This is a genomic window from Shimia sp. MMG029 (genome assembly GCF_027947445.1).
Lineage (GTDB): Bacteria > Pseudomonadota > Alphaproteobacteria > Rhodobacterales > Rhodobacteraceae > Shimia.
Map to the genome: position 1 here is coordinate 302,496 of NZ_JAQJIM010000001.1, position 24,264 is coordinate 326,759.

Sequence of the window (24,264 nt, forward strand, 5' to 3'; positions counted from 1 at the left end):
CGATGGCACTGGACGACAAAACGCAGGCCGCTGGGCACGGCATTCACTGGCGCGTTCTGGGGGAGGGGCCGCGCCGCGCACTGGCGCTGCATTGCAACCTTGGGCATTCGGGTGCGTTTCGCGGGATCGCGGCGGCGCTGAATGATCTGCTGACCCTTGAGGCACCGGATATGCCGGGGCACGGGCGTAGCGTGCCTTATCGCGCGGATGTGCCAACCGGGCAGTGGATGCTGGATGCCATTCTTGACCAGATCACCGAACCTGTGGATGTGATTGGCCACAGCTATGGCGGGCTGCTGGGGCTACGGCTGGCGCTGTTGCGCCCTGATCTGGTGCGCTCGCTGTCTCTCTATGAGCCGGTGACCATGCTTGGGGCGCAGGAGAAGGCTCCTGAGGAGGTTGCGAAGAACCACGCGCATATGGAGCGGATTTTTGCGCGCAATGACGCGGGGGATCCGGAGGGCGCGGTCCAGCTGTTTGTCGAAGAATGGGGAGACGGGCGCCCCTGGTCGGCGTTGCCAGCGGAGATGCGGGCGCAGTTTGCAGCATTGATGCCGTTTGTCATCGCCAGTCAGCAGGATGTTCTGCATGATCTGGGAGATATCATGCCGCGTTTGGGGCAGATTGACGTGCCTGTTGTGGTGATGGATGGGGCGTTGTCGCCTGCCATCATGAAGCCGGCTTGTGATTACGTGGCTGCGCAGGTGCAGAACGGGCGGCGGGTGACCGTGGCCGGGGCTGGACATATGGGCGCGATTTCCCATGCAGCAGCGGTCGCCGCCGAGGTGCGCAAGACGTTGGAGGCCGCTGGCTGACACATTGGTCCGGTTCAAAAGAAACACCCGCAGTGCCAGCGCGCTGCGGGTGTTTTTGTTTGGCGGGTGTGGATCAGTGACCCAATGCGCCGATCTGTGCCAGAACTGCGATCCAGTCTTCGAGGTGATAGGTGTGGGTGACCATGCCCTCATCGTTGAAATGGTGCACGTCGATTGCTTTGGCGGTGAAGGGTTTGCCGGTTGCCGCGTGGCCCATGAATTCGCCGGAATGGGTGCCGGAGAAGGTGGAGCGCGCCACGATCACATTGCCTTCTTCGATCAGCTCTTCAACTTTCCATTCAAAGTCAGAGAAAGAGGAAGCGATCACAGGGATGAAGTCTTTCAGACCCTGACGGCCCGCGCCCTGACCTGGGTTTGCGTCATAGGTGACCCAGTCTTCGATCAGCACTTTGTCCAGGGCGTCCAGGTCGCCTTCGGAAAAGGCGGCGTAGAAGTTCATCAGGTTTTTCTTGTTGTCAGACATGTCGTCAGCTCCTGCAGTTGTGGAAAAAAGCGCCAGCGCGAGTGCGGCGATGAAAGAGGACAGCAGTTTCATGAGGTGATTCCCGTGTTTGTTGCTTGCTGGATTTAGGTATCAATTGTATACCAACACGCAAGAACGCACTTTTAGGAGCTTAGGTATGGTCAGAGTAACTGTGCTGGAGAAGAAGGATGCAGAGAATTGTCCGATCCGGGATGTTCTGGACCGGGTGGGCGACAAGTGGTCGATCCTGATTTTTTGTGTTCTGGAAGACGGAGACAAGCGCTTCAACGAGATCAAGCGCTTGCTGGGTGACATCACGCAGCGGGTATTGACGAGCACATTGCGTAAATTGGAAGCAGAGGGATATCTGACACGCGAAGTGTTCCCGACGTCGCCACCAAAAGTAAGCTATGGGCTGACTGAGCGGGGGCGGACTTTGCTGAAGCTGATGTTGCCGGTGATTGAATGGGCGAGCAGCGCGCATGCGGACATCAAGGCGGATCGCGCGCAGGCTTAGTCCTGAACAGGGAGGCTTTTGCTTCGAGCGGCTCAGGAAATCGCGTTCAGATACATGCGTCGGAAGACTTCGGCAGTTGGGGCCCAATCGCCCGTCATGGCTGCGTTGCATGCAGCGCCATAGCCGTCATCTGGGCGAGGTCTCAGTCTGACAAAGGGCGGCAGACCATAGCGCATGGCAATGAAGCCGCTCCAGATCCGCGCGGTGCGTCCGTTGCCGTTTGCAAAGGGATGAATGCGCACCCACTCGGCATGCACCCAAGCGCAGAGCTCGATGACCGCGTTGAGCAGATCGGCGGTGGCGGGCGCGTCGCCCTGAGGAATGATCGCATCCAGAGCTGCAGTTGCGATTTGCACGCGCTCTTCAAAACGGGCTAGCTCTTCGGCCACCAGAAAGGCTGGGGTGCCGCGATGAACACCAATGCCTACCTCACAGTGTTCCAGCCCAGGTTCCCCTCGAAAGCGCCCGGCGAGAGTGTCCGCTGTGACCGAAAGTTGCGACAGAACGTCAGCGGGAACGGTGAGGTCTTTCAGTGTTGTGGCATGCCAATCCTGCGCCATCCGCAGGGTTGGCCGCTCGCGCGCGAAAGCCGCGTCACGCGACGCACGATAGGCAGACTTGAGGTTTTGTGTCAGTTGGTCGCTGTCAGCGTCCCAATCAGGCACCGAGCAGCCCACGCACAAGCGATGTGGCCTCTTGCGGCTCTTCTGTCAGGATCGTTCCCTGCGCCGGATCCTCCTCGGTGGACAATTCCGCAGAAACCACAGCGTCGATCGCTTGCTCAAAATCCGGGTCCGCAGCGCGGTATTGGCGCAGTTGCGCGAGGGAGGCTTCTAGCTCCGCTTCCAAGGCGTGAGATTCCTTTGCGACAAACTGATCCAGCGCCTGCACAATGAGCTTGTTGACGGTCATCTTGCGCAGCTCTGCCAGTTTGGCGAGATGAGACTTGAGAGTTGGATCAACACGCAAGGACATTTGAACAGACATGGGAGTGCTCCTATTAGAAGTGAGTTCAAAATAGAGTTTTGATGTCATTTTGTCAATATGGGGTGCGCTCGCCTTGTCGAGCGCGCGCCGCAGCCATGCCGCAGGCACGGTCATCCGATACGCACTCAGCCCCAGACAGAATCAAGTCGCGTACCTTTACGGCTTTTTCGAAGGGATCGAGTTCGTGTGTTTTGATCCACCAAGTGGCGGCCTCCATCAGGAGGTCCGGGTCGTCTTTTTTGTTTGCAAAAAACGCATAGAAAGAGAGGTGACAACTGTGTCGCCTATCTTGGCGATTTTTCATTGCAGATGGTGACCGCCTTTTGGCGCAAACTGTCTCGAAAGTACGGTTAACCCGCTGCCAAATCTAGAAATTTGTGGATCTGGTCCTGTTCAATTGACCAGTCACACACCAGACGTGCGGGTAGCAATTCAGCGTCATCCGTTCCGTCCAGCTCTGTGCCCCATAGATGGTAGCTGGCGCCTGCGGCGAAGAGGCGTTTGTGGGTGGCGCGGGGCAGGGAAACAAAGATCATGTTGGCTTGCGGTGGGTGCATGAATTCCACACCGTCGATCTGGCGCAAACCACCGGCGAGGTGCGCCGCACTGGCGTTGGCTTTGGTGGCGGCAGTGATCCAGGCGTCATCTTTCAGATACCCGAGCATCTGGGCGGAGAGATAGCGGTGTTTGGAGAAGAGGTGCCCGCCGCGTTTGCGGCGCAACTCAAACTCGCGGGCGTGTTTGGGATCAAAGAAGATCACGGCCTCCACACCCATACAGCCGTTTTTGGTGCCGCCAAAGCTGACCGCGTCGACACCCGCTTTCCATGTCATTTCTGCGGGTGAACAGCCGAGCGCGACCATGGCGTTGGCAAAACGCGCGCCATCCAGATGGACAGGGCAGTCAAAGGATTTGGCCACATCACAGAGTGCTGTGAGTTCGGCCAATGTGTAGACAGTGCCGCGTTCGGTCACCTGGGTGATGGAGACCGGGCCGAGCTGAGGGCCATGCACGCCACGATTGCCTTCGCCCGCGATGGCGGTGCGCAGGCTGTCAGGGGTCATCTTGTCCACACCTTTGGCGCTGGCCATGGTGAGTTTGGCACCACCGGTGTAAAATTCGGGTGCGTTGCACTCATCCTCGTGGATATGCGCCACATGGGAGCAGAAGATGGTTTCCCAAGGATTTGAAAGGGTTGCCAGTGCGAGTGCGTTGGCTGTGGTGCCTGTGGCAACCAGATAGACAGCAGCCTCTGGTGCCTCAAATAGCTCGCGCAGCTTTGCTGTGACCTCCGCCATTTCCGCATCTGCGCCGTAGCCCATGGCGTAGCCTTCGTTGGCGGCGGTCAGCGCGGTGAGGACTTCGGGGAGGGCAGGGCCAGAGTTGTCGGAGGCAAAAAACATCAGAGCGGTTCCTCGATAATGTGGTCTTCCCACTGCTCGAGCGGGGTGTCAAATTCTGAAACGGTGCGGTGGCGCATGGAGACGCCAGCCTCATGCACGGAGCTTTGGCGGCCCGAAATCAGCGGGTGCCAGTCATAGAGCGGTTTGCCTTCCCATAGCAGGCGATAGGCGCAGGTTTGCGGCAGCCAGTAGGCATGGTCATCAATATTTTCTGGCGTCATGACGATGCATTCGGGCACAAACTGGTGGCGAATGTCGTATTGGCTGCAGAGCCCGGTTTCATCATCGAGCAGGCGGCAGGCAACACAGGTGAGGGCGACCTCTCCGGTGTCTTCATCCTCAAGTTTGTTGAGGCAGCATTTTCCACAGCCATCACAGAGCGCTTCCCACTCTGTTTTGTTGAGCTTGGTGAGCGGCTTTTTTTCCCAGAAACGTTTGGCGAGCCCGTGGCGTGCTATGGCGTCTTTGCTGCTCATAAGGCTGATAGGATCTCTCGGGCCTGATCGCAGTCGCGGCTCATTTGCGCAATCAGCGCATCGAGGCCATCAAATTTCAACTCTGGACGTAGGTACTCGACGAGGCCAACAGAGAGGGTGTGGCCATAGAGATCACCTGAGAAATCAAACAGGAAGGTTTCGATGTTGGCTTTATTTTCACCAAACATCGGGCGGGTGCCAATTGAAGAGGCGCCAAAGTAACTGCCTTGGTGTGGGCCATCGAGCGCATCCACCAGCACCGCATAGACACCGTATTTGGGCTGGTGCAGCCCGTCGATGGACATATTGGCTGTTGGATAGCCGAGCTCGCGGCCGCGTTGTTCGCCGCCGATCACGGGCCCGTCGATGCGGTGCCAGTGGCCGAGCATGGCAGCTGCATCACGGGGACGCCCGTCTGTGAGCGCAGCACGGATGGACGTAGAGGAGACCTGACCGTCGCCGCCCTGCACAAGCGGTGCAATGGTGACGCCAAAACCCATTTCCTTGCCAAAGGCGACCAGATCTTCGGCGGTGCCTTTGCGCCCCTGACCGAAGCAGAAATCTGCGCCAACCACCACGTGCTTTAGGCCCAGGCCATCAGCGATCACGTCGCGGGCGAAGGCCTCCGGGGTGAGGCTGGACAGGGCCGCGTTAAACGGCAGTTCATAAAGGCGATCCACGCCCAGTTTTTCCAGTCGATGTGCGCGTGTTTCAGCGGAGGTCAGCCTGAAAGTTGGGGCGTGCGGCGCGAAGTATTCGCGGGGATGCGGCTCAAAGGTCATAATGCCGAGCGGTGCATCCGGCGCAGCTTTGCGTGCGAGGTCGATCACGGATTGATGGCCCAGGTGCACCCCGTCAAAATTGCCGATCGCGACGCTGGCGCCGCGATGCTCTGAGGTGACGAATTGATAGTCGCGAATAATTTGCATGGCGCAGGGTTAGCTTTTGCGCGGGCAGGGTGCAAGAGAGGAGGTGCCATGGTTGCGGCGCGTCAGCAAAAAGCGGAGTTCCTATATCGCGATGTCAGTCGCCTCTGGTCGTGATCAACAGTCCGATTGGCATACCGGACAGTCAGATCAGCCATCGCGTATTCAATCGAGTTTGCGCGAAGGCGCAAGCACGGTGGCCTCTCCTGCCAGAACTTTTTTGCCATCTACAGTGCATTTGCAATCGAGCCGCACGCGGCGTTTGGCCAAGTCGATATCTGTGACCGTGACCGTGGCCACCACGGTGTCATCTGGGCGCACAGGTGCGAGGAACTTCAAAGACTGGCCCATGTAGATGGTGCCATGACCGGGCAGCTGTTCACCAATCACCGCCGAAATGAGCCCCGCAGTCAGCATGCCGTGCGCGATGCGGCCACCAAACATGGTGTCTTTGGCGTAGTCCTCATCCAGATGGACGGGGTTGTGATCTGTGGAGACAGCGGCGAACATCTCGATGTCCTGATCGGACACGGTTTTGCGCACATAGCGCGACATGCCGATTTCCAGATCTTCGATAAAAATGGTGCCACGGGGCAGGTTGTCCAACATGAGGCCTCCACACAGGTTTCAAATCTTTCACTGCGAAGTAATTTAATGACGACTGATCTTGTCTGTTTGGAACTTTATTACTTCGCAGCTGCAGAAAATCAAGGATTTTATCAGCGCAGTTTGCCGATTGCATACTGTGGACTGACTTGTTCGGCCTCAAGATACGCCTTTAGGGCTTCAGGTTCTGGCTGGTGGGTGGTTTGCGTTTCTTTTTCCGCCAAGCCGCCAGTGATGAAGAGCGAATCGATATTTTCACCCATGCCACCTGCGATGTCGGTGTGTGGACCATCGCCAATTGCCAGGATGTCGCTGTCTGCGATCGAGACGCCCAGCGCCGCGAGACGGCGGCGGGCAAGATCGTAGATCGGCGGATGGGGCTTGCCAAAATAGAGGCTTTCGCCGCCCATGTCGGTGTAAAGTTTTGCCAGCGCGCCGGCGCACCATTCCCGGATTTCACCACGATCCACCACGATGTCCGGGTTGGCGCAGAGCAGCTTCATGCCTTTTTGTTTTGCAAACAGGAAGTCGGGGCGATTGATCTCAACCTCTGCCATCGGATCAAAGGGCCCGCAGCAGACAATGCCTTCGGCCTCAGTCAGCGGCACGCGTTGGATGTTGACTGGGTTTTCAATGATTTCAAGCGGTTGGAAGAAGCCCTCGTCACGTGCGGGCTCTCCCATGAAATAGACCTTTTCGCCGACAGCACCCTGAAACATCGCAGAGCGCGCACTGTCGCCGGAGGTGGCAATTGTGTCATACGCATCCGCTGGTACGCCAAAATCGCCGAGCTGTTCCGCCACGCCGGCGCGGGGTTTGGGGGAGTTGGTGACCAGCACCACAATGCCGCCTTTGGCGCGATAGGCTTGCAGCGCGGCGACAGCCTCAGGATAGGCGGTGACGCCATTGTGGACACAGCCCCAGAGATCGACAAAGAGAGCTTTGTAGCGGTCGGAAATCTCTGCAAGGGAAGTGATGATTTGGGTCATTGTGCTGTCCTGATCGTCTGTTTGGCCAAGGTATGGCAAATGCACATGCAGAGGGCCAGCGATTCCGCGTTGCGGCGAGATCAGCGCAGGTTTGCCGGCAGACGGAGACTGGGGCGGAAGCCGCCGAGCAGCGCGGTGATGCTGGGCGCAGGGGTGAGCACTGTGACGCGGCCTTGTGGGCGTTTGATCGGGGCAGCGTACCCTTCTGGGGTAAAGGGCAACGCCATGTCACCAATCAGCAGGGCAGGTTGATCGAAGAGCAGAACAAAGGTCGCATCTGGGAGATTCTGGGCGTCCATCTGCGCACGGTTTTGCTCAAACTTGCGCGGGATGGCACGGGCCGCGTGCAGGTGTTTGTCAAACGCGGGCGCGGAGCCTGTGTGACCGGCGGCAGCGAGATAGGCTTTGTGATCGGCACGGCGGCATTCGGCACAGGGGCGGTGACCTGCGGCGAGGGCGACCGCCTCGTCATGAAAGAACAGTTCGGTGTAGCGATTTGCGGCCATGAGCGTGCGGCGGCGACCTTTGAAAGAGAGCACACAGCAGACCCATGCTTTGTGCTGCCAACGACGATGGGTGAGGGCGCCGTGGCTGTGCGCGCTTGTGTCATGCAAGATGCCGCGGTTGCCCATGAGGCTGCCGCGCGTGGGATGGCGCAGGATGTCTCCGGTGGGTTGAACGCGGTTTTGGCGGGGGCATGTGGTGGTCATCGTACGCTCCTCTTTGATCTGAGCATAGCAGCGCCTGTGGCGAATGCGCCCCCCACGAAGTGTCTAGAAATCACGGTTGCATCGAAATGGATGATGCAACTTTAAGCATGTATCCGTGATGTTTAGAGATATTGTATGGGTTTGGAAAACTGAGAAGACTTGAGAATGAAGACTTTTTACACAACGACTGCCGCGTTGCGCGCGGTGACTTTTGCGGCCAGTTTGGTTCTTACTGGGGTGCCGGTTTCGGCGGGAGATGTGGGTAAGCCGATCTTGCGACTGACGCGTATTGAAAGCGAAGTGGGTGTAGGGCGTGCCTATGGTTTCAAACGGGTGCGGGACAATGTGCGTTATGGGCGTAAAGCGCAGCGGTTTGAGATCCGGCACGGGGATTGCGGTGGCAATAAACATTGGAACGATTGCACCAACGATAGACAGAGGATTGAACGCAAAGAAGACCCCAAGGGCCGCATTCAACGCGTGGGGTCTAAGGTTTGGTATGGTTGGTCGATGTATCTGGATCCAAATTACCCTGACCTTGGAAAAACCAATGCTGCGTTTGGTCAGGTGAAGATGCGCAACTGGCGTGCACCACTGTGGATGATCAAGTTGAAGAGCGGTCGGCTTAACCTGAACATACAATCGGCCGAAAACTGCTTTCTCGCCCCTTTGTCACAGTTGCGCGGGCGCTGGACGGATTTTGTGTTGTACGCCGACTATTCCCAACGCCTCACCGGGCCGAGCCTGATCCTGTATTTGAATGGTGAGAAGGTCTGCACCTATGAAAAGCCTATGGTGACCCCAACTATGGCACGGGTTGAAAACGGGCAACTCAACGTCAAATACGGAATTTACAATAGCTATGTCAGCCGCTGGCTGGATCTCAATAAGACCAAGCCGGTTGCGCCGCTTGCGCTGGATGATCGCTTTGATTTGTCAGATGGCACGCGTGGGAAATCCGGGAGCCCCGCAGCGGAGCCCTTTGCCTATGACTGGGGCGTGAAGCTGCCGACGCAGATTGTGTATTACGATGAGATGCGCTTTGGCACCCGGCGGGATCAGGTGGATGTGCGCATGATTGAAGCGCGTGGGGGCAAGCCAGCGGATTGACCCGCCCCAAAAGGTATTACTGCATTCTGAGGGCGCCGTCGATGCGGATGACCTCGCCGTTGAGGTAGCCGTTTTCGACAATGAAACCGGCGAGACGGGCGTATTCAGACGGATCCCCTAGCCGTTTGGGGCAGGTGACATCGGCAGCGAGCTGATCCTGCACCTCTTGCGGCAGGCCCTGCAGCATGGGGGTGAGGAAGATGCCCGGCGCGATCGCCATGACGCGGATGCCCGCGCGCGCAAGATCGCGCGCCATTGGCAGAGACAGGCCGACAATGCCGCCTTTGGAGGCGGCGTAGGCGGCCTGGCCGCGCTGGCCGTCCATGGCGGCAATGGAGGCGGTGTTGATGATCACGCCGCGCGCGCCATCGGCTTCTGCTTCGTTTTCCGCAATCACCTCTGCTGCCAGTCGAGCGACGTTAAAAGAGCCGACAAGGTTGATGTCGATGGTTTGTTGAAAGGTGCTGAGCGGGTGGGGCCCTTTTTTGCCAATGGTGGCAGCGGCCGGTGCGATGCCTGCGCAGTTTACGGCGGCGGTGATGGTGCCCATGGCCGCTTTGGCGGCTGCGATGGCGGCAGACACGCTGGCCTCGTCCGTGACATCGGTTTTATGAAATGACCCGCCAAGTTCGGCGGCGATTTCCTGACCACGCGCTTCGTTGAGATCAAACAGGGCCACTTTGGCGCCATTGGCGGCAAAATGGCGGGCGGTGGCCTCTCCAAGGCCAGAAGCGCCACCAGTGATCACGGCGCAGGTTTGATCGAGTTTCATGGGCGGGCTCCTCCAGACCGTAAATGAACATATGTTCAAATAAACTGCTTAAGGCGGATGTGTCCAGTGTTAAGCAGGGCGCTGTGCTGCCTTTTGCGCAGCGGGCAAAATGTGCGTCCAACTAGAAAAGGCCCGCGCGGGTGGCGGGCCTTTCGGTTGGCAGTCAAAGATAGCTGGATCAGAACCGCATTGTGGCGGTCAGCGCAATAGTGCGGCCCGGCTCGTTCATTGGGATCGCGCGGCTGGTTGTGTCCCCTGCGGAGTCATTTGCACGCGCCACATAGGTTTCATCAAACAGGTTGCGGAGATCCAGACGGATGCGCAGGTTGTCCATGGTCGGTGGCACATATTCCGCATAGGCGTTCCAGACCGAATAGGCGGGCATGTTTGCATCGCTGTATTTGGGCGCGATTTCTGCGGTGCCGCCAAGGGTCCAGCCCTGCCAAGGTTGCCACGCACTTTCCAGTGCAATCAGATGGCCCAATGGACGACCACGGTGATAAGCACGTGAGCCGATGGTGTCGCCGTTTTCTGTGACATCTGCGAAAGTGTAGTTCATGCGGGCAAAACCCGTGTTCCATGCATAGGCAATGGAGCCGTCAAAACCTTGTGTTTTTACGTCTCTGAGGAACCCACGTGCGCCGCCCGCGGGGAACACCGCTGCGAGGTCATCGATTTCGGTGTGGAACAATGCGCCGCTGACCACCCATGGGCCGTTGTCAAACCGGAGGCCGAGGCGTGCGCTGTTGCTGCGCGCGGTGGTGAAACCGTCATAGTTCCACGGTGTGAAGAAGTTGATGATCATGGCTTCGCCCAAAGCATAGCCGCCAAAGGTCGAAGCAATACCTGCGTTCAGTGTCAGCGTGTCTGTCAGGTGGTAGTCGATGGCTGCGTTGGCACTGAAGCCCTGATCAGAATGCTCGGAGTTGTCGGCTCCCGTAAACTCCTGGGCGTCAAACCGGGCGCCGTAGGAGACTGAGGTGCGTGCACCCAAGTCCTGTCTGGCCTGCACAAAGACGCCAATGTTCTTCATTTCCTCTCGTCCACCGAAGCGGGCGGGAGAAATGCTGCTGACGGTGCGCCCTTCGGCCTTTTCATTAAAGAAGTCGAGGCCCGCGCTGACGCTGCCATTTGAGAGCGCAAAGTTGTTTTTGAAGGTGCCGCTAAAGCTCGTGTTCTCTCCCCAGCCGTCTCCGGCGTCGATCTCTTGCTCGTTGTAGGCAAGTTGGAAGAAAGGATCGAACCAACCGGTGGCGTCCTCTTTGGTGTAGGTCAAAGCGTAGGAGCTGCGTCTTGCCAAGGCGTCGATGATCTGGTTGGGGCCGGAGGTCAGGCCGCTGAAATCCGGACGAATGAACACGAATGGCCCCGGGCCGACCTGTGCGGCGCGGTTGCCGGTGTCGCGGGTTTCTGAGGCGGAGAAGGCCACGCGATGACCGGTTTCTGATGTGTAGGAGAATTTGGCGAGATAGTCGCTGATGTCCGGTTCTGTGCCTTCAACGGTGGTGCCGGAGCCGTCTTTGTAATCGCTCCCGTTTTGCTGTGCGCCGTGAAGAACGTAGTCAAATCCACCAGACTGACCATAAAGCGTCAGGGCTGAGCGCAGTCCAAACCCATTGTCGCCGCCGCCCAGAGTGACTTGACCGCCAAAACTGTCGCCAGCCTCAAGCAAGTCGGCTGCGTCTTTGGTGGTGTATGCAATGGAGCCGCCCAGGCCGCCGGGTCCTTCATCGGCAGGGGCCAGACCAGAGGAAATCTCCACAGCTTTCAGGAGGCCGGGATCAATCAGCACATTTCCGGTATGGTGGAAGGCCGATTTGTTTTGCCGTGCACCGTCGATTGTCACGCTGAGCAGACTTTCTTCGATGCCGTTTACAAAGACCTTTTTGGCGATCGCTGCACCGCCGCTGACGCTGATTGCAGATTCGCCATCAAAGACATCGCTGATGGACGCAGGGTTGCGCCGTTCGATGTCCTCTTCGGATACCTCGTGGTTGCCCAACACTGACTGCGCATCATCGGATTCGATGCGAATGTCTTCAAGTTCAAACAATTCGCCTGTGTCTTGTGCCGAGGCTGCACCCGCCAGAAGCGGGGTGCACAGCGCCGTGGATGCCAAAAGACTCAGACGCACCAAAGGATGGGCCATGATTTGTCCTCTCATTTTATTGACTATTATTGTCAGGTAACTAGAGTGCTGAGTGAACCTTCGCCAGATGGCCATCTTTGTGATGTGTTCAGAAACCTTTGTGATCTGACCAGAATCCACCATCGAGCTCTTCTTGTTCCCACGGTTTTCAAAGAGCCCCTATGACGTATGTACAAACTTCAAGATCAGGAAACGTTCAGGTTGATGAACGCCTGGCTTGGTTCCGACAGAACGACAAACCCCATTCTCAGATTTTTGACGGGCTGGTGACTGCAGTGGAATTTCATGAAGGCCTCGGGCTGCACACGCTGAATGCTCGCGCGCGCCGGCCGTTTGAGATGTCTTCTGTGCGCCAACCTGGAGCTGTCCTGCTTTGCTTTCTTGAGGGATCTACCGAAGCCCTGCTTGATGGTAAGTCTATGGGGTTGGGGCGAGGCAAGGGCGCGCCCGTCAAGTTCGTGCTGTCCTCGGTTGAAGAGCCGCTGAGATTTGATCGGCGCAGTGCGTTGGATGAATACGTGCGGAAAATCAGTATCTCTTTGTCTCATGAATGGCTGGATGCCTATGGCATTGCTCTGCCAACCCGCGCGCGTCATGGGTTCGCTGGAGGGCATTTGGAATGGAATGCGAGCCAGCAAGATCTTGGGATTCTAGAAGAGCTTGCGGCCTGCCGGAGTTTTTCTGATCCCTTTGCGAAACTCGATGCAGAGGCCAATGTGCTGCGTTTGTTGTCTTCAAGTTTCAAAAAGCTAGGCGGGGCTACTGAAACGCCTCATCTAACACAGCGGGAACAAGATCAACTGGCACGGTTTACCGACTTGGCACGGCTGCCCGGTCCTATTCCGAGCCTGAATGGGCTTGCACGCGCGAGTGGGTTAAGCCCGTCTTCGCTGCGCAGATTGGTGCAAAAGCGGCATGGTTGCGCGCCACTGCATTTTGCCAAGAAACTCCGCCTTTCGATGGCGCGGGATAAGATTTCACTGGGTCAGATGTCAGTGGCTGAGGCTGCCGAGGTCGCGGGGTTCCGCTCTGCTGAGAGCTTTGCGACCGCCTTTTCGCGCGAATTTGGGGCGCCTCCTTCGCATTTCAGACCTGCGAATTACGCGTTTTAAAGCGCCCCATGTAAAAAGGCCCGCAGATCTTGCGGGCCTTTGATGTCTGCCTGTGCGTGTCTGGCACTCTTAACTGTCAAGCTGCACCAACGCGTGGCGCTTTTTGCCGGCTGACAGTTTGATTGGAGCGGCCAACGCGGCTGCGTCGATCATCAACCCGGCGTCGGTCAGGGGTGCGTCATCAAGCTTCGCGCCGTTTTCCTTGATCAGGCGCTTGGCGTCTTTGCCGGATTTTGCGAGGCCGGATTTCACGATCAGCTGCACGATGGAGATGCCGTCGCCGAGGTCCTCGGAGGTGAGCGTCACGGTGGGCAGATCATCGCCAACGCCGCCCTTTTCGAAGACTTCGCGTGCGGTGGCTTCGGCTGTGGCAGCGGCCTCTGCGCCGTGGCAGAGCGTGGTCACCGCATTGGCAAGAATGATTTTCGCCTCATTGATTTCGCTGCCCGCCAGCGCGCCAAGCCGGTTGCACTCCTCCACCGGCATTTCGGTGTAGAGCTTGAGGAAGCGACCGACGTCAGCATCGGTGGTGTTGCGCCAGAACTGCCAGAACTCATAAGGGCTGCGCATATCCGCATTGAGCCAGATCGCGCCGTCGGCGGTTTTGCCCATTTTCTTGCCATCAGAGGTGGTCAGCAGCGGCGAAGTGAGACCAAACAGGCCGCCCTCATCCACACGGCGGGTGAGGTCGATGCCATTGACGATGTTGCCCCATTGATCGGAGCCGCCGAACTGCACCAGACAGCCGTATCGGCGGTTGAGCTCCAGGAAGTCATAGGCCTGCAGGATCATGTAGTTGAATTCGAGGAAGGAGAGGGATTGTTCCCGATCCAGACGCGATTTTACGCTCTCAAAGGACAACATGCGGTTTACCGAGAAGTGGCGGCCGATGTCGCGCAGGAATTCGAGGTAGTTCAGATCGTCGAGCCATTCGGCGTTGTTGAGCATCAGCGCATCTGTGTCTCCATCGCCGTAGTCGAGGTATTTGGCGAAGACTTTTTTGATGCCGGCGATGTTGTCGTCGATCTGGGCATTGTTGAGCAGTGGGCGCTCATCTGCGCGAAACGAAGGGTCGCCCACCTTGGTGGTGCCGCCGCCCATCAAAGTGATCGGCTTGTGGCCGGTTTTCTGCAACCAGCGCAGCATCATGATCTGGATGAGCGAGCCGACGTGCAAGGATTTTGCCGTGGCATCAAAGCCGATATAGCCGGGAACCACGCCGGCACAGAGGGCTTTGTCAAAGCCTTCATAATCTGTGCAATCGGCCACAAAGCCGCGCTCTAGCATCACGGTGAGGAAATCCGATTTGGGCTGGTAGGTCATACGTCCACTCATCTTTTCAAGGTTTGCCCCCTCCTAGCACCTTGGGCGCGAAGTTGTAAGCGCTCTTTATAGGTGGCAGATGGGCTTTGGCGCAGCGATTTTGACTCAATGGTCAGGATTGTCCGACTGTAGCGCCCTTTTGATTTTCGGTATGAAAACACATTGATTTTGTTTTGTTGTTGGGATGCATGGTTCGAGATTTCGATCAATTAACCCATTTGGTTTATGAAGCGGCTTTGGACAACTCTTTGTGGCCGGAACTTATACTTGAGCTGGCAGAAATTCTTCAGCCGGCATTGGATGAGGACGCGCTGATCGCGGATGCCGATGGGCCAAAGGCGCACAAGAGCGGTGCAACACTGCCCACAACAGATGCGTCTGCATTGGAGCATCTTTCGCAGCATGTGCGGCGGGCGTTTCAGATTTCAGAGCGCATTGTTGGCCTGCAAGAGCAGCAAAGCAACCTGTCTTCGGTCTTGAACAGTTTCTCTTTCGGTATTGCACTGCTGGATGAAGAAGGGGGTGTTCTGCTCTCCAATCATGCAATGCAGGATGTGTTGCCGCTTGCGCCACTGATGGCACAGGAACACTTGCTGCTCCCTATGGAAGGCGGGGCGCCGCAGGGGCTGGCACAGGCGTTGCGCTGTGTGCGTAAAACCGGCCAGGCCAGTGCCTTTCACACAGGTCATGGGCAGGCGGCCAATGTGGTGTTGCTGCCCAGAGAAGACGCCGCCCGGATTGGGTTTCCACCGCATGCGGCCAATGTCATATTGGCTTCAGATGGGTGTAACGCGGCGGGGATTGCGTTTTTTGCCCAGTCTTACGGCTTGACCCGGCGGGAGGCAGAGATCCTGCGCCACATTGGCTTGCCCGGCGATCTGCGTGAGATTGCGGCGCAAATGGGCGTTTCTTACGAGACTGCACGGACCTATCTGAAGCGAATTTATGAGAAAACCAACACGGGCAGTCGCAGTGAACTGGCGGCTGTTCTGGCAGGTTCCCCATTAAAAGTGGTGCGAGAGGCGACACCTCAGGCCAGACGCGCGTCACAGGTGCGCCGCAGCATCATTTTGGCAGATGGGCGCAAACTTGAGTACTTTCGTCTGGGAGCAGAAGACGCCAAACCCGTTTTGGTGTTTGATGCGCTGGCGGGGGTGACAATTGATGTGCTGGGATTTCCGGACCGCTGTCATGCCATATTGGAGCGGCTGAACGTGCAGGTGATTTGCCCCTGTCGCCCCGGCAGTTTCATGTCTGATCCTGCGCCAATGGAAAGTCTGCGGGATTTTGCTGACGACGTGGCTGCGTTGTTGGATCAACTGGGATTGGCAAGAGTGGGGGCGATGTCTGTGTCCTATGGCAACGGCTCTGCCTTGGCGATTGCCCATGAGTTGAAAGGCCGCGTGACCAAACTTGTGATGTCTTCAGCGTGCTATCCGAACTATCGACATGAAAATTGGCGTGAGTTGGATCAGTTTTATCATATGTCGGCCATCTTGGGGCGGTACTGGCCATCCATGCTGCGTCAAATCATTCCTTTCCTTGTACGCTCGATTTTGCAGAATGCGGATCGCTATTTCGACCGATATTGCAAACGCGCTAAAAGCGTTGATGACATTCGATTGTTATCCCATCCAGTGATCCGCAAACGCACAGCGGACATGCTGGCTTTGCGCACGGCTGCCGGTATGCGGGGTATGGTGGAGGAAAACGTTCTGAATGTGCAGGGGTGGGATTTCGATGTGGCAACCATTGAGGTGCCTGTCGAGATTTATCAGGGCCCGGATGACAATGTTGCGCCCTTGAAAGGGGCGCAGGCGCTTTGCGCAGAGTTGCCTAATGCGCAGCTTACGGTATTGGCGGGCAGGGGGCATTATCATCATATTGAAAACTGGCCTTGGCTGATTGCCCGTGCGGCTGGTGTTGAGATGGATGTCGGTGCGACTACTTACGAGATTGCAGACCTTTAGGCGGTTTGTCCCCAATTGGGGATAGGGGGGCAAGCTGGGGTCATTTAAGCACTGTATCAGTGAAGAAAGAGCACCATATTTTAGAAGGTGTGTTTTGTTGTGTTAGAGTTCATTTTTTATGTTTTACATGCTTTCCCTGTTTCGATCTTCATCGTCTTTGGCGCATTGGGATTTTTACTCTATTTGACCAATTATATTTTGATCTCATTCCACATGATCAGCAGTCAGAACATCAGGTTTTTGCCCTCATTATTTTTGAGGCGATACTTGAGTTGTTTGGGCTTTGGCTCGGTTTCAATCTTGGGTCGTTTCGGTTTCAAGTGTTCTGGATCTGCGTTGGTTTTGCGGCAATCGGGGGCAGGATGAAGCTGAATTCAAACTATCAAAACGGAGGCAATTAATTCCCTCTGTCTGTGTCTTTCGGGATCCCCAACTTGCCCGAGCCGACAGAGTGCCAGATGTTTTGTTTCCACGCCTTGGTGATTGGCCTGAGACAGGTGCCCGTGCTCAGCCTTTCATCAAGGCGTGTTTTTTGTTGTGGCGTGGTGGGGCGCTGATCCTTTATGAGTTGGCCAAACCGGCGCATAAGCCGGGCGCTGAGGTGAGCGGAAGGATCAGGCATGGCGAAAGGTCAGGGAGCTGACGCGGTTCAGGTGGCGCTGGGCGCCATGTCGGGCACGTCTTTGGATGGGGTTGATGCAGCAGTGGTGGAAACCGACGGCGTCACAATTCATAGCTTTGGACCCAGTGAGTATCGGGCCTATTCTGCAGATGAACAGGCTGTGCTGACCAAGGCGCTTGGCCATTGGGGCGGCGTTGAAGCGACGGCAGCGGCCAAGGTCATTGAGGCGGCACATGCAGAGGTTCTGGGCCGGTTTGAAGAGATTGATCTGATTGGTTTTCACGGTCAGACGCTTGCGCATGAGCCACGGGGCCGTGGCACGTGCCAGGTGGGCGACGGGCAGGCGCTGTCTGAGGCGCTGGGTGTGCCTGTGGTTTGGGATTTCCGCAGTGCTGACGTGGAGTTGGGGGGAGAAGGCGCACCGCTTGCGCCGTTTTTTCATTTTGCCTGTGCCAAGTGGTTTGGCGCCTGTGAGCCGGTGGCGTTTTTGAACCTGGGCGGTGTTGGCAACATCACATGGGTGGATCCGCGCAAAGAGGGGCCAGAGGCAGAGGGGGCTTTGCTGGCGTTTGACACCGGGCCGGCAAATGCGCCGCTGAATGATTTGCTGCGTGCACGGCGTGGGCTGGCGTTTGACGAAGGCGGGAAGATTGCCGCGCAGGGCACCGTGGCCACGGGCGCCCTGGAGCTGTTTTTGCAAGAGGGATATTTCGCGCGTATGCCGCCCAAGTCTCTGGATCGGAATGACTTTCCGGAAATGATGGATCTGGTGCGTGAGCTGTCTGATGCAGATGCGGCGGCCACGATGACAGCCATGTGTGCCGCCAGTGTCGCGCAGGGGATGGTACATTGTCCGGTGCCGCCAAGCCGCGTGCTGGTGACCGGGGGCGGGCGGCACAACCCGGTGCTGATGGAGATGTTGCGGGTGTCGCTGGACTGTCCGGTGGTGCCTGTTGAAGAGGTGGAACTGGATGGCGACATGCTGGAGGCGCAGGCTTTTGCCTATCTGGCGGTGCGCGTGGCGCGCGGCCTTCCGACCTCTGCGCCAAGCACAACCGGTGTGGTGGCGATGGTGGGCGGTGGTACGGTCAGTGTGCCGCAGGGGTGAGGCCCGATCTATTGCTTGGGCGTGAGGCTGGCTTGGTAGTCGCTATGAAACGCCGTGTATCCGTTTGACGTGCTCTGCAGATGGGCTTTCAAGTCTTCATGCAGCGCCGGGAGCTGGTGGAAGGGCACATTCGGGAAGGCGTGATGCTCTGCGTGATAGGGCATGTTCCAAGCGAGAAAGCGCACGAGACGGTTGGCGAAGGTGGTGCGGGAGTTTTCCAGCATATTGGCCACCGGCGGGCAGCGGCCGTGCTCTGCCAAAAGATAGGCGCGCAGGAAGGGCTGGCCGATCAGGCAGGGCAGGATCCAGATCCAGAAGATGAGTGGTGAGACCAGCAGGCTGGCGAAGATGAGGCTGTAGAGCGCGATCAGGATGCGCGCCTCAAGGCGCATGGTGGCCTGTTTTCGAGCTGGCAGATAGGGCGCATTCAGCGCACCGAATGCGTTCTGAAAAACCGTTTTTGCGGAAGCTTGCCAGTAGCTTAGTCCGGAAAGGTAAAGCAGATAGCTGCGCCATGTGTCCGGGCGTGGGCCGCCGGCCAGCTCGGGGTCGCGTTGTGGATCGTTGGTGAATTTGTGATGCGCCATATGAAAGGCGCGAAACCATGTGAAAGGCAGCATCAGTGGCAGAGCGCAGGCATGGCCCACCGCCCGGTTGATCCAGCGGGTGGCGAAGGGCGTGTCGTGGGTGCATTCATGGCTGAGCGTGAAGAGAAACACCCAGAGCACGCCGAGCGGCAGGAGCATCAGCGGCCAGAGCGGCGCGCGCAGGCCGACCCAGAGCGCGCAAAGAAGCAGTGCACCGAGATAGAGCGCAAGGTGGCGCAGGCCCGCGGCGTCAGAGCGACTTTGCAGCAAGCTGCGGCGCGCGGGCGAGAGGCGGGCAAGGGCCTCCCTGTGGCTCAGTGGGGTGCTCATCGCGGGATGTCAAAGCCGGGGGCGGCAAGCTCAAACCCTTCAAACTGGAAGGCAGGAGAGACGGTACAGCCGACCAGCGTCCAGTCACCCGTGCTGCGCGCGGCCTGCCAGTGATGGGGCGGCACGATGTGCTGGGGCAGCTGGCCTGCAGCGAGATCCGGGCCAAGGGTCAGATCTTGCGCCGGACCAGCCTCGGTTTCTGCGAGCGACAGGATCAGCGGCGCGCCCGCGTAATAGTGCCAGATTTCGGCGGCATCGACGCGGTGCCAATGAGAGACCTCACCTGCCTTCAGCAGGAAATAGATCGCTGTACCAGCGGGGCGGGCGCCATCGGGGGCATCGGCGATCCATGTCTGCCGGTAGTGGCCGCCCTCTGGGTGCGGGGCGAGATTGAGCTGGGCGATGATTTGATCGGCGGTCATTTGGGTAAGTCCAAGTTCTTTTGGCCCAATAGGGCCACATGATGCGCAAAGCGCAAGAAAAAAGGCGGCTCATGGAGCCGCCTTTCGTGTGGTGTGTTGGTGCGCAGTGGGTGCGCACCCTACGGTTATTTCAGGATCGAGCGGCCTGCGTATTCCGCGGTTTCGCCCAGCGCTTCTTCGATGCGGATCAGCTGGTTGTATTTCGCCAGACGGTCAGAGCGCGACAGGGAGCCGGTTTTGATCTGGCCGCAATTGGTGGCCACAGCGAGGTCCGCGATGGTGGCGTCTTCTGTTTCACCAGAGCGGTGAGACATCACGTTTGTGTAACGTGCGCGGTGGGCCATATCGACGGCCTTGAGCGTCTCGGTCAGAGAGCCGATCTGGTTCACTTTCACCAGCATGGAGTTGGCCACGCCTTGCGCGATGCCGTCCGCCAGACGGGTTGGGTTGGTCACGAAAAGATCGTCCCCCACCAGCTGTACCTTGTCACCGATCATGTCGGTCAGCAGTTTCCAGCCTTCCCAGTCGTCTTCGTCCATACCGTCTTCGATGGAGATGATTGGGTAGTCGTTGCAGAGGTCTGCGAGGTATTGCGCGTTTTCTGCGGAGGTCAGGGATTTGCCTTCGCCGACCATCTCGTATTTGCCGTCTTTGTAATACTCAGAAGAGGCGCAATCGAGGGCGAGGTAGATGTCTTCGCCCAGTTTGTAGCCGGCTTTTTCAACGGAGGTTTTGATGAAGTCCAGCGCGACGCGGGTGCTTTCAAGCGCTGGTGCAAAGCCACCCTCATCGCCGATGCCGGTGTTGTAGCCTGCCGCAGACAGCTCTTTCTTCAGGGTGTGGAAGACTTCAGCGCCCATGCGGATGGCTTCGCGGATGTTGGCCGCGGAGACAGGCATGATCATAAACTCTTGGATGTCGATCGGGTTGTCGGCGTGCTCGCCGCCGTTGATGATGTTCATCATTGGAACCGGCAGAACGCGCGCGGAAGTGCCGCCCACATAGCGGAAGAGGGGCTGTGCGGTATGATCTGCGGCGGCTTTGGCGGCTGCGAGTGACACGCCGAGGATGGCGTTGGCGCCAAGGCGGCCTTTGTTTGGGGTGCCGTCGAGTTCGATCATTGCGGCGTCAATGGCGACCTGCTCGGTCACGTCCATGCCCACCAGAGCTTCAGCGATTTCGCCGTTCACGGCGTTGACCGCCTCAAGCACGCCTTTGCCCATGTAGCGGGATTTGTCGCCATCACGCTTTTCAACCGCTTCATGTGCGCCGGTTGAGGCACCGGATGGCACGGCGGCGCGGCCCATGGTGCCGTCTTCGAGGATCACGTCGACTTCGACGGTGGGGTTGCCACGGCTGTCGAGAATTTCACGGGCGAAGATATCAATGATGGTGCTCATTCTGGGCGTCCCTGCGCTGATCAAATGTTGAGGCAGCTATAGCAGGGCAGGCCCAAAAGTAAACGGCATTTGGTAGCGCTAACGGTGGTTTTTATTGAGGTTAGGGCTAACAGTTGGGCAGCGTTGCTTTTTGAGCGCTTTGCTGAAGGCGATCAAGCGCTTTGGGCTGTGTGGTGGGTTTGGGCGAGCCGCTGTTCGCGCAAGAAGGTGAAGAGACCCGACCCAATGATCAGGCTTGCCCCAAGCAGCGTGAGCATGTCGGGGCGCTCTGAAAACACCAGCATACCGATCAGGATGGAAAACAGCAGGCGAGAGTAGCGGAAGGGCGCAACAACGGATGCTTCGCCAATGCGCAGGGCGGTGACGACGCCCCAATAGCCCGCTGCGCCAAAAACAACGGCACCTGCAAACATTGAGAGATGCGAGGGGCTGAGCGCTTCATAAGTGCTGGTGTTTAGCATTTGCAGCAAAATACCGCCAGGGATCAGCGATGCAAAACTCTGGAAAGAAACCACGAAGGACGAGACAGAGGCATCAATTCTGCGGGTGATCAAATCGCGGACAGCGACGGCCAGCACAGCGCCCAGCACCAATAGGGCGTTGGGATCAAAGCCAGCTGTGCCGGGGCGGATGATCAGCATGACGCCGAAGAAACCAACAAGGATCGCGGTGAGGCGCCGCCAGCCGACGGCCTCGCCAAGGAAAAGTGCTGCGCCAAGTGTGATCACGAGCGGCAGGGTTTGGAACACCGCGGCCACAGTAGAGAGATCAACCCGGGCAAGGGCTGTGGCAAAGAGCACAGCGCCAAGGGCTTCGGACAGCGTGCGCAACATCATGATGGGTGACCAGGCCGCCGGCACAAAAATCCGATCACGGCGCGCGATGGCGAGGATTGCAAAAACGCCGCCAGATCCAATCCCAAGCGACATCAAGATTTGGCCGACAGGCAGGCTGGCCGATAGCGCCTTGATGAACATGTCTTCAAGCGTGAAGCCAAGCATGGCTGCGATGATGATGAGGATGCCGTGTACGTTTTGCATGGGGGAGCCTGTGCCGCGCGAGTGTCCTGGCAGCAGTGGCGTCTAGGCGAGTTGTCGGCAAGTCAGAACGCGACACAGGCCCATTCATTTTGGTGATACGGCATATCACGCAATGGGCCTGTGGGAAGGGCTGCGCCTAGAGTGGACGGATCTTCAGGCCGGTGATGCGGTTGGCCTCGCGGCCTGTGACTTCAAAGCGGAAGCCATGGAAGGAGAACACCTGACCGACCGTTGGGATCATCTGCGCCTCATGGATCACCAGACCAGCAACGGTGTTGGCCTCATCATCTGGCAGGTTCCAATCGGTTGCCCGGTTGAGATCACGGATGGTCATGGCACCTTCAATCAGGAACTGACCATCTTCTGATTTACTGATCTGATGGTCGCCATCTTCGTCAAACTCGTCGGTGATTTCGCCGACGATCTCCTCAAGGATGTCCTCAAGCGTGATCAGGCCCTGAAGCGAGCCGTATTCGTCCACGACAAGCGCGAAGTGCGCGTGGCGGCGCAAAAATTCGCGCATCTGATCGTCCAACGCAGTGGTTTCGGGCACGAAATAGGGCTCTTTGGCAACCTCATCTAAGACGATGTCAGTCATGCGTTCTGGCGACGTGTCGGCCTCGCGCACCCGGCGATACATTGCGCGGAACAGGTCTTTGGCGTGGACCACACCAATGATGTTTTCCGGCTCATCTTTGAACACAGGCAGGCGGGTGTGGTTGCTTTCCAGACACTGATTGAGAATGTCAGCGGGGCTGTCATCTGCGTTGATCATTTCGATGCCTGAGCGGTGGAGCATGATCTCTTCGACGGTGCGGTCAGACAGGTCGAGCGCACCAAGGATACGGTCGCGGTCTTCTTTTTCCACGATTCCCTCGGAGTGGCCGAGCTGAATGGCGCCGGCGATTTCTTCACGCACGGCGAGAATTTGACTGTCCGGGTCCGTTTCTACGCCAAAAAGGCGCAGCACGGCGCGCACCAGCATGCGCACGGCAGATACCACCGGTGAGAAGACGGTGACAATCAAGCTGATCGGGCCTGCCACGGTGGAGGCGGCGTCTTCGGGCCGGGTTATGGCGTAGGTTTTGGGTAGCACTTCGGCAAAGATCAGAACCAGCAGCGTCATGACCAAGGTGGCCATGGCCACGCCACCTTCGCCAAAGGCGCGTGTGAAAAGCGCGGTGGCGAGCGAGGTTGCGAGGATATTCACGAGGTTGTTGCCCAGAAGGACAGAGCCGATCAGCCGCTCGCTGTCCTCTGTCACCGCTAGGGCGCGTTGCGCACCGCGGCTGCCTTTGTCGGCCTGCGTGCGCAGCTTGCCGCGCGAGGCGGCTGTGAGCGCGGTTTCAGAGCCCGAAAAGAAGCCTGAGAGCATGAGCAAAAATAAAATCACCCCAGCGGTGATCCAAAATGCGGTGTCGATAGACGTTGCGGGCTCCATAAGATCCTCATTTGACGTGTCAAATTCGTTATGGGTGCAGGGGGAAGTCGGATCAAGGGGCTGCTGTGCTGTTAAGCCTTATTTTACGACGCGAGCTTAGAGGGGGCGCACAGAGATAGAAGTGGGAGACTCAGGCTTATGAAAGCCCTTATTTTTTGTGCGATGGCGCTGCCAGCCGTTGCGGTTGCGGGTGACGCCGAAGTGTCATTTTTGACCGAAGACTATGCACCATATTCTTGGATAGAGAACGGTGAAGCCGTTGGTCATGGCATTGATTTGATTCACGAAGTTGCCGCGCGCGCGGCGCTGTCTCATTCGGTTGAGATCACTAAATGGAGTCGCGCGATTGCGTTGGCTGAGAAAGACGAAAACACCTGTGTGTTTTCAACGGCGCGTACAGAGGAACGTGAGCCCAAATTCCAATGGGCGGGACCTATGTATGTAGAGAGCACCTATCTGGTGCAGCGTGCGGGTGAAAACGCAGAGGTTGCCACGCTGGAAGCTGCGCTGACCAAAACGATTGGCACACAGACAGGCGACTTCACCATTCAGTTGTTGCAGGAACTTGGGGCAGCAAAGGTCGATACTGCACCTGATCTTGAAAAAACGCTGAGAAAGCTGCGTGCTGGGCGTCTTGATTACCTCATTCTCGGAGAAGAAGGTGCGACGGCCATTGCTGCGCAAAATGATGATCTTGAAGTTGCTTTGGAAGTGTCTCGCGATGAGTTTTTCATCGCTTGCTCAAAGAGCACCCCGGCGGAGACCGTCGCAAAGATTGATGCGGCCATGGATGCGATGATGGACGATGGCACCCAGGCCCAGATGGTTGCGAAGTATAAGTAAGTCGCTGCCTTAGTGCGAGACTTGTGAGGCCAGAGCGTTTGCTCTGGCCTTTTGTGTAGGACTGGCGGATTTGTGATTGGGGGACTGAGGTCCTATTGGATAGAGCTGGAGCAAAGATCACT

At 57.7% G+C, this 24,264-nt stretch carries 25 protein-coding genes; 7 read left to right on the top strand and 18 right to left on the bottom strand.

The window, feature by feature from the left end:
* The first annotated feature begins 2 nt into the window (after positions 1-2).
* Entirely contained in the window at positions 3-815 is an 813-nt protein-coding gene (locus tag PJL69_RS01490) for an alpha/beta fold hydrolase (protein ID WP_271308076.1), read from the top strand.
* A gap of 73 nt (positions 816-888) precedes the next feature.
* Here the strand turns inward: PJL69_RS01490 and PJL69_RS01495 are convergent, their stop codons facing one another.
* Positions 889-1,371: an ester cyclase gene (locus PJL69_RS01495; protein WP_271308077.1), complete on the bottom strand. Its 483-nt coding sequence runs from the start codon at positions 1,369-1,371 to the stop codon at positions 889-891.
* A gap of 85 nt (positions 1,372-1,456) precedes the next feature.
* On the opposite strand from PJL69_RS01495, the gene PJL69_RS01500 reads away from it, so the two are divergent.
* Positions 1,457-1,816, top strand: coding sequence for a winged helix-turn-helix transcriptional regulator (locus tag PJL69_RS01500; protein ID WP_209097449.1), 360 nt, complete (start codon positions 1,457-1,459; stop codon positions 1,814-1,816).
* Between the two features lie 32 nt (positions 1,817-1,848).
* Here the strand turns inward: PJL69_RS01500 and PJL69_RS01505 are convergent, their stop codons facing one another.
* The 9 genes from PJL69_RS01505 to PJL69_RS01545 all read right to left on the bottom strand — a co-directional run bounded on the left by PJL69_RS01505 (position 1,849) and on the right by PJL69_RS01545 (position 7,913).
* A complete protein-coding gene (locus PJL69_RS01505; RefSeq protein ID WP_271308078.1) occupies positions 1,849-2,481 on the bottom strand; it encodes a Fic family protein in 633 nt (210 codons plus the stop codon).
* Complete coding sequence (locus PJL69_RS01510; RefSeq protein WP_271308079.1) at positions 2,474-2,803, bottom strand: hypothetical protein; 330 nt, start codon at positions 2,801-2,803, stop codon at positions 2,474-2,476. The genes PJL69_RS01505 and PJL69_RS01510 overlap by 8 nt, the downstream gene beginning before the upstream one ends.
* 52 nt (positions 2,804-2,855) lie before the next feature.
* Entirely contained in the window at positions 2,856-3,107 is a 252-nt protein-coding gene (locus tag PJL69_RS01515; RefSeq protein WP_333781858.1) for a DUF6500 family protein, read from the bottom strand.
* 46 nt (positions 3,108-3,153) lie between these two features.
* Positions 3,154-4,206 (bottom strand): threonine aldolase family protein, encoded by a 1,053-nt coding sequence (locus PJL69_RS01520; RefSeq protein WP_271308081.1) that lies wholly within the window; start codon positions 4,204-4,206, stop codon positions 3,154-3,156.
* On the bottom strand, positions 4,206-4,682 hold the full coding sequence (locus PJL69_RS01525) for a YcgN family cysteine cluster protein (protein WP_271308082.1): 477 nt from the start codon (positions 4,680-4,682) through the stop codon (positions 4,206-4,208). Before PJL69_RS01525 ends, PJL69_RS01520 begins: the two co-directional genes overlap by 1 nt.
* Positions 4,679-5,611 carry a bifunctional riboflavin kinase/FAD synthetase gene (locus PJL69_RS01530; RefSeq protein WP_271308083.1) on the bottom strand — a complete coding sequence of 311 codons (933 nt, stop codon included), beginning with the start codon at positions 5,609-5,611 and terminating at the stop codon, positions 4,679-4,681. Before PJL69_RS01530 ends, PJL69_RS01525 begins: the two co-directional genes overlap by 4 nt.
* A 162-nt stretch (positions 5,612-5,773) precedes the next feature.
* Positions 5,774-6,217 carry a MaoC family dehydratase gene (locus PJL69_RS01535; protein ID WP_271308084.1) on the bottom strand — a complete coding sequence of 148 codons (444 nt, stop codon included), beginning with the start codon at positions 6,215-6,217 and terminating at the stop codon, positions 5,774-5,776.
* Between the two features lie 110 nt (positions 6,218-6,327).
* Positions 6,328-7,203: a TIGR01459 family HAD-type hydrolase gene (locus PJL69_RS01540; RefSeq protein WP_271308085.1), complete on the bottom strand. Its 876-nt coding sequence runs from the start codon at positions 7,201-7,203 to the stop codon at positions 6,328-6,330.
* A gap of 80 nt (positions 7,204-7,283) precedes the next feature.
* Positions 7,284-7,913, bottom strand: coding sequence for a hypothetical protein (locus PJL69_RS01545; protein ID WP_271308086.1), 630 nt, complete (start codon positions 7,911-7,913; stop codon positions 7,284-7,286).
* A 165-nt stretch (positions 7,914-8,078) separates the two neighbouring features.
* On the opposite strand from PJL69_RS01545, the gene PJL69_RS01550 reads away from it, so the two are divergent.
* Positions 8,079-9,023, top strand: a complete 945-nt coding sequence (locus PJL69_RS01550; RefSeq protein WP_271308087.1) for a heparin lyase I family protein — start codon at positions 8,079-8,081, stop codon at positions 9,021-9,023.
* A gap of 16 nt (positions 9,024-9,039) precedes the next feature.
* On the opposite strand, the gene PJL69_RS01555 is transcribed toward PJL69_RS01550, so the two are convergent.
* Together PJL69_RS01555 and PJL69_RS01560 are read right to left on the bottom strand one after the other, a co-directional pair.
* A complete protein-coding gene (locus PJL69_RS01555) occupies positions 9,040-9,795 on the bottom strand; it encodes an SDR family oxidoreductase (RefSeq protein ID WP_271308088.1) in 756 nt (251 codons plus the stop codon).
* Positions 9,796-9,973: 178 nt separating this feature from the next.
* The gene (locus tag PJL69_RS01560) at positions 9,974-11,944 is read right to left on the bottom strand and encodes a TonB-dependent receptor domain-containing protein (RefSeq protein ID WP_271308089.1); all 1,971 of its coding nucleotides are present in this window, start codon (positions 11,942-11,944) and stop codon (positions 9,974-9,976) included.
* A 161-nt stretch (positions 11,945-12,105) separates the two neighbouring features.
* Between PJL69_RS01560 and PJL69_RS01565 the strand changes: the two genes are divergently transcribed.
* Complete coding sequence (locus tag PJL69_RS01565; protein ID WP_271308090.1) at positions 12,106-13,056, top strand: helix-turn-helix transcriptional regulator; 951 nt, start codon at positions 12,106-12,108, stop codon at positions 13,054-13,056.
* 69 nt (positions 13,057-13,125) lie between these two features.
* On the opposite strand, the gene tyrS is transcribed toward PJL69_RS01565, so the two are convergent.
* The gene (tyrS, locus tag PJL69_RS01570) at positions 13,126-14,379 is read right to left on the bottom strand and encodes a tyrosine--tRNA ligase (RefSeq protein ID WP_271308091.1); all 1,254 of its coding nucleotides are present in this window, start codon (positions 14,377-14,379) and stop codon (positions 13,126-13,128) included.
* Positions 14,380-14,567: 188 nt separating this feature from the next.
* Between tyrS and PJL69_RS01575 the strand changes: the two genes are divergently transcribed.
* On the top strand, positions 14,568-16,349 hold the full coding sequence (locus PJL69_RS01575; RefSeq protein WP_271308092.1) for an alpha/beta fold hydrolase: 1,782 nt from the start codon (positions 14,568-14,570) through the stop codon (positions 16,347-16,349).
* 620 nt (positions 16,350-16,969) lie between these two features.
* Positions 16,970-18,079, top strand: coding sequence for an anhydro-N-acetylmuramic acid kinase (locus tag PJL69_RS01580; RefSeq protein ID WP_271308093.1), 1,110 nt, complete (start codon positions 16,970-16,972; stop codon positions 18,077-18,079).
* 8 nt (positions 18,080-18,087) lie between these two features.
* On the opposite strand, the gene PJL69_RS01585 is transcribed toward PJL69_RS01580, so the two are convergent.
* The 5 genes from PJL69_RS01585 to PJL69_RS01605 form a co-directional block, all read right to left on the bottom strand.
* Positions 18,088-18,996: a fatty acid desaturase gene (locus tag PJL69_RS01585; protein WP_271308094.1), complete on the bottom strand. Its 909-nt coding sequence runs from the start codon at positions 18,994-18,996 to the stop codon at positions 18,088-18,090.
* The gene (locus tag PJL69_RS01590; RefSeq protein ID WP_271308095.1) at positions 18,993-19,418 is read right to left on the bottom strand and encodes a cupin domain-containing protein; all 426 of its coding nucleotides are present in this window, start codon (positions 19,416-19,418) and stop codon (positions 18,993-18,995) included. The genes PJL69_RS01585 and PJL69_RS01590 overlap by 4 nt, the downstream gene beginning before the upstream one ends.
* Before the next feature lie 125 nt (positions 19,419-19,543).
* Positions 19,544-20,818 (bottom strand): phosphopyruvate hydratase, encoded by a 1,275-nt coding sequence (eno, locus tag PJL69_RS01595; protein WP_271308096.1) that lies wholly within the window; start codon positions 20,816-20,818, stop codon positions 19,544-19,546.
* Between the two features lie 152 nt (positions 20,819-20,970).
* Positions 20,971-21,858 carry a DMT family transporter gene (locus PJL69_RS01600; RefSeq protein ID WP_271308097.1) on the bottom strand — a complete coding sequence of 296 codons (888 nt, stop codon included), beginning with the start codon at positions 21,856-21,858 and terminating at the stop codon, positions 20,971-20,973.
* Positions 21,859-21,994: 136 nt separating this feature from the next.
* Complete coding sequence (locus PJL69_RS01605; RefSeq protein WP_209097429.1) at positions 21,995-23,299, bottom strand: HlyC/CorC family transporter; 1,305 nt, start codon at positions 23,297-23,299, stop codon at positions 21,995-21,997.
* Positions 23,300-23,437: 138 nt separating this feature from the next.
* Here PJL69_RS01605 and PJL69_RS01610 point away from each other — a divergent pair, with 138 nt between their 5' ends.
* Positions 23,438-24,142 (top strand): substrate-binding periplasmic protein, encoded by a 705-nt coding sequence (locus PJL69_RS01610; RefSeq protein WP_271308098.1) that lies wholly within the window; start codon positions 23,438-23,440, stop codon positions 24,140-24,142.
* The last annotated feature ends 122 nt before the right edge of the window (positions 24,143-24,264 follow it).

Bases quoted from the DNA above. Each gene is read 5' to 3' on its own strand.
- PJL69_RS01490 (WP_271308076.1), top strand. From the start codon at position 3: ATGGCACTGGACGACAAAACGCAGGCCGCTGGGCACGGCATTCACTGG.
- PJL69_RS01495 (WP_271308077.1), bottom strand. From the start codon at position 1,371: ATGAAACTGCTGTCCTCTTTCATCGCCGCACTCGCGCTGGCGCTTTTT.
- PJL69_RS01500 (WP_209097449.1), top strand. From the start codon at position 1,457: ATGGTCAGAGTAACTGTGCTGGAGAAGAAGGATGCAGAGAATTGTCCG.
- PJL69_RS01510 (WP_271308079.1), bottom strand. From the start codon at position 2,803: ATGTCTGTTCAAATGTCCTTGCGTGTTGATCCAACTCTCAAGTCTCAT.
- PJL69_RS01515 (WP_333781858.1), bottom strand. From the start codon at position 3,107: ATGAAAAATCGCCAAGATAGGCGACACAGTTGTCACCTCTCTTTCTAT.
- PJL69_RS01520 (WP_271308081.1), bottom strand. From the start codon at position 4,206: ATGTTTTTTGCCTCCGACAACTCTGGCCCTGCCCTCCCCGAAGTCCTC.
- PJL69_RS01525 (WP_271308082.1), bottom strand. From the start codon at position 4,682: ATGAGCAGCAAAGACGCCATAGCACGCCACGGGCTCGCCAAACGTTTC.
- PJL69_RS01530 (WP_271308083.1), bottom strand. From the start codon at position 5,611: ATGCAAATTATTCGCGACTATCAATTCGTCACCTCAGAGCATCGCGGC.
- PJL69_RS01535 (WP_271308084.1), bottom strand. From the start codon at position 6,217: ATGTTGGACAACCTGCCCCGTGGCACCATTTTTATCGAAGATCTGGAA.
- PJL69_RS01540 (WP_271308085.1), bottom strand. From the start codon at position 7,203: ATGACCCAAATCATCACTTCCCTTGCAGAGATTTCCGACCGCTACAAA.
- PJL69_RS01545 (WP_271308086.1), bottom strand. From the start codon at position 7,913: ATGACCACCACATGCCCCCGCCAAAACCGCGTTCAACCCACCGGAGAC.
- PJL69_RS01550 (WP_271308087.1), top strand. From the start codon at position 8,079: ATGAAGACTTTTTACACAACGACTGCCGCGTTGCGCGCGGTGACTTTT.
- PJL69_RS01555 (WP_271308088.1), bottom strand. From the start codon at position 9,795: ATGAAACTCGATCAAACCTGCGCCGTGATCACTGGTGGCGCTTCTGGC.
- PJL69_RS01560 (WP_271308089.1), bottom strand. From the start codon at position 11,944: ATGGCCCATCCTTTGGTGCGTCTGAGTCTTTTGGCATCCACGGCGCTG.
- PJL69_RS01565 (WP_271308090.1), top strand. From the start codon at position 12,106: ATGACGTATGTACAAACTTCAAGATCAGGAAACGTTCAGGTTGATGAA.
- tyrS (WP_271308091.1), bottom strand. From the start codon at position 14,379: ATGACCTACCAGCCCAAATCGGATTTCCTCACCGTGATGCTAGAGCGC.
- PJL69_RS01575 (WP_271308092.1), top strand. From the start codon at position 14,568: ATGGTTCGAGATTTCGATCAATTAACCCATTTGGTTTATGAAGCGGCT.
- PJL69_RS01580 (WP_271308093.1), top strand. From the start codon at position 16,970: ATGGCGAAAGGTCAGGGAGCTGACGCGGTTCAGGTGGCGCTGGGCGCC.
- PJL69_RS01585 (WP_271308094.1), bottom strand. From the start codon at position 18,996: ATGAGCACCCCACTGAGCCACAGGGAGGCCCTTGCCCGCCTCTCGCCC.
- PJL69_RS01590 (WP_271308095.1), bottom strand. From the start codon at position 19,418: ATGACCGCCGATCAAATCATCGCCCAGCTCAATCTCGCCCCGCACCCA.
- eno (WP_271308096.1), bottom strand. From the start codon at position 20,818: ATGAGCACCATCATTGATATCTTCGCCCGTGAAATTCTCGACAGCCGT.
- PJL69_RS01600 (WP_271308097.1), bottom strand. From the start codon at position 21,858: ATGCAAAACGTACACGGCATCCTCATCATCATCGCAGCCATGCTTGGC.
- PJL69_RS01605 (WP_209097429.1), bottom strand. From the start codon at position 23,299: ATGGAGCCCGCAACGTCTATCGACACCGCATTTTGGATCACCGCTGGG.
- PJL69_RS01610 (WP_271308098.1), top strand. From the start codon at position 23,438: ATGAAAGCCCTTATTTTTTGTGCGATGGCGCTGCCAGCCGTTGCGGTT.